The 2,801-nt window shown below is 62.1% G+C and carries 6 protein-coding genes; 5 read left to right on the forward strand and 1 reads right to left on the reverse strand.

Annotation, left to right across the window (positions count from 1 at the left end):
• Positions 1-360: DNA gyrase C-terminal beta-propeller domain-containing protein (locus EOA28_RS31540; protein WP_281060938.1), on the forward strand; the 360-nt coding region annotated here is incomplete at its 5' end.
• 60 nt (positions 361-420) lie between these two features.
• Here EOA28_RS31540 and EOA28_RS31545 read toward each other — a convergent pair.
• Positions 421-576, reverse strand: a complete 156-nt coding sequence (locus EOA28_RS31545; RefSeq protein WP_127249457.1) for a hypothetical protein — start codon at positions 574-576, stop codon at positions 421-423.
• A 281-nt stretch (positions 577-857) separates the two neighbouring features.
• Here EOA28_RS31545 and coaD point away from each other — a divergent pair, with 281 nt between their 5' ends.
• The 4 genes from coaD to EOA28_RS31565 form a co-directional block, all read left to right on the forward strand.
• Entirely contained in the window at positions 858-1,358 is a 501-nt protein-coding gene (gene coaD / locus EOA28_RS31550; RefSeq protein ID WP_127249456.1) for a pantetheine-phosphate adenylyltransferase, read from the forward strand.
• Between the two features lie 126 nt (positions 1,359-1,484).
• Positions 1,485-1,982, forward strand: coding sequence for a peptidylprolyl isomerase (locus tag EOA28_RS31555; protein ID WP_245463509.1), 498 nt, complete (start codon positions 1,485-1,487; stop codon positions 1,980-1,982).
• Between the two features lie 30 nt (positions 1,983-2,012).
• Entirely contained in the window at positions 2,013-2,525 is a 513-nt protein-coding gene (locus tag EOA28_RS31560) for a peptidylprolyl isomerase (RefSeq protein ID WP_042642653.1), read from the forward strand.
• A 10-nt stretch (positions 2,526-2,535) separates the two neighbouring features.
• Positions 2,536-2,801 (forward strand): DMT family transporter (locus EOA28_RS31565; RefSeq protein WP_189342290.1); only part of this gene is annotated, 266 nt, incomplete at its 3' end.

Genomic DNA, 2,801 nt, shown 5'->3' on the forward strand with positions numbered 1-2,801 from the left:
GAATACGGCTACGGCAAGCGCTCGTCGTCCTACGACTTCCGCCTGACGGGGCGCGGCGGCAAGGGCATTCGCGCCACCGACGTTTCCAAGACGGCCGAGATCGGCCGCCTAGTCGCGACCTTCCCGGTCGGCAATGACGATCAGATCATGCTGGTTTCGGACGGCGGCACGGTGATCCGGGTGCCGGTCAACGGCATACGCTTTGCCAGCCGCGCCACCAAGGGCGTGACGATCTTCAATACGGCCGAAGGCGAGAAGGTCGTGTCGGTGGAGCGGATTTCGGAGCCGCAGTCGGACGAAGAGGCGGAAGACGTGGCTTCGAGCGAGGCTGGTGCGGACGATACGGGCGGGAGCGAATAGATTTCGTCCGGCTCAACCGGCCCGTTGGACCGTTGGGCCGGTTCGATCATGACGGGGATATCAGTGGCGACGGTAGACGTTGTTGCGGTAGGCGAAACCATCGAGGCGCTTGGTGTTGGCCTTGACGCGCACCCGCGCTGCTTCCTGATGCAACCCGAAGGCGGTCGCGATGAGCATCACGATGGTCATTGCTGTGGCAAGCATGTAGATCAGCATTTGCGTGTTCTCCTGGGCTTACAACGATGAGATGGAGATTTTGTTTCGTCCATTGAAGCGGCAACCTAGTGAACGCTGCGTGAAACGTTCGTGATCCTCGCATTCATCTGTCGTTCATCGGGGTGAAAAGGTTCATGGCGGGAACTGTCGGATTTGCCTTTGTTTGAGAGGGTCGCTAAAGCGTTTCGCCGAAAACGGCGAACCGCTCTATCTTTCTCGTTTGCGCAATTCCAGACGGAAAACCGCTCACACTTTTCCTGGAATTGCTCTAGAAGCCTGCCATGACCGAACGCACCGCCCTTTACGCCGGCTCCTTCGACCCGCTGACCAACGGCCATCTTGACGTGCTCAAGGCGTCGCTGGCGGTGGCCGACACCGTCTATGCGGCGATCGGCATCCATCCGGGCAAGAAACCGTTGTTTTCCTTCGAGGAACGCGTGAAGCTGATCGAAGCCGCTGCCAAGGCCGAATTCGGCAAGGACGCCGGCCGCATCAAGGTCGTTGCGTTCGACGGGCTGGTCATCGACGCTGCCCGCAAGCGGGGCGCTTCGATCATGATCCGCGGCCTGCGCGACGGCACCGATCTCGACTACGAAATGCAGATGGCCGGCATGAACGAGACGATGGCGCCGGAACTGCAGACGGTTTTTCTGCCGGCGAGTCCCTCGGTGCGCACCATTACCGCCACACTCGTGCGCCAGATTGCCTCGATGGGCGGCGACATCCGCCCATTCGTGCCGGCGGCTGTCGCCGGGGCGCTCACCGCCAAGTTCACCAAATAGGTTTTCCCGGAGATCCCTATGCAGCTGAAGAAGCTCGCTTCGTTCCTTGTCGTGCTTGCCGGCCTTTTCGCGGCATCCCTTTTCTCGGCATCCGGGCCGGCCGTCGCCGCCGACAAGGAGAACACCATGATCATCACTCTCAAGGATGGCGACGTGACGATTGCGCTGCGCCCCGATCTGGCGCCCAAGCATGTCGCGCAGATCAAGAAGCTGGTGCGCGACGGCGCCTATGACAATGTCGCCTTCCACCGCGTCATCGACGGCTTCATGGCGCAGACCGGCGACGTCAAATTCGGCAACATGAAGAAGGGTTTCGACCCGCAAGCCGTCGGCACCGGCGGTTCCGATCTTCCCGATCTGCCGGCCGAGTTCTCGCAGAGCGAGCAATTCACGCGCGGCGTGGTCGGCATGGCGCGATCGCAGGACCCGAATTCGGCCAACTCGCAATTCTTCATCATGTTCGCGCCGGCGCCGAACCTCGACGGCCAGTACACCATCGTCGGCAAGGTGGTCGGCGGCATGGACCTCGTCGACAAGATCAAGAAGGGCGACGAGGCCGACAACGGCACGGTCAGCGACCCCGACCGCATGATCAAGGTTCGCATCGCCGCCGACGGCAAATAAACCCCTCAATTTTCAAAAAGGATTTCTGACATGGCTGAGATCAAGGATCGCGAGAACGCGCTGATCATGGAAACGACCAAGGGCAAGGTCGTCATTGAAATGTATCCCGAACTGGCCCCCGGCCACGTCGCCCGCATCAAGGAACTGGCGCGTGAGGGCGCCTATGACGGCGTCGTGTTCCACCGCGTCATCGACGGCTTCATGGCGCAGACCGGCGACGTCAAGTTCGGCAACTCCTCGAAGCCGACCTATGCGCCGTCGCGCGCGGGCATGGGCGGGTCCGACAAGCCGGACCTCAAGGCCGAGTTCTCCAACGCCAATCATGGCCGCGGCGCCTGCTCGATGGCTCGGGCGCAGAACCCGAACTCGGCGAATTCGCAGTTCTTCATCTGCTTCGACGATGCCGCCTTCCTCAACCGCCAGTACACGGTGTGGGGCCAGGTCATCGAGGGCATGGAAAATGTCGACAAGATCAAGCGCGGCGAGCCGGTGCAGGATCCCGACAAGATCGTGTCGCTGAAGGTCGCGGCCGACGTCAAGTAAGGGCATAACGATGATGGGCGCAGTCTGGTCCCTGCTCGGCATCCTGTCCGGCGCCTTCATCGCCATCCAGGCGCCGATCAATTCGCAACTGGCGCGCGGCCTCGGCCTTCCCGTGGCCGCCGCGGCGTTCTCGTTCCTGTCGGGCGCCATCGTCCTTGGCATCATTGCCCTCGCGGTGGTGAGGCTGCAGGGCATTTCGCTCGACTGGAAGGCGCCGGCGCCCTGGCTGTTCATCGCCGGCGGCATGCTCGGCGGCTTCTATGTCACGCTCTCCAC

Source organism: Mesorhizobium sp. M2A.F.Ca.ET.067.02.1.1, assembly GCF_004023285.1.
In the GTDB taxonomy this organism is placed as follows: domain Bacteria; phylum Pseudomonadota; class Alphaproteobacteria; order Rhizobiales; family Rhizobiaceae; genus Mesorhizobium.

What these genes read in the sequence shown, in the direction of transcription:
- EOA28_RS31545 (WP_127249457.1), bottom strand. Translation starts at nt 576, where the DNA reads ATGCTGATCTACATGCTTGCCACAGCAATGACCATCGTGATGCTCATC.
- EOA28_RS31560 (WP_042642653.1), top strand. Translation starts at nt 2,013, where the DNA reads ATGGCTGAGATCAAGGATCGCGAGAACGCGCTGATCATGGAAACGACC.
- coaD (WP_127249456.1), top strand. Translation starts at nt 858, where the DNA reads ATGACCGAACGCACCGCCCTTTACGCCGGCTCCTTCGACCCGCTGACC.
- EOA28_RS31555 (WP_245463509.1), top strand. Translation starts at nt 1,485, where the DNA reads ATGATCATCACTCTCAAGGATGGCGACGTGACGATTGCGCTGCGCCCC.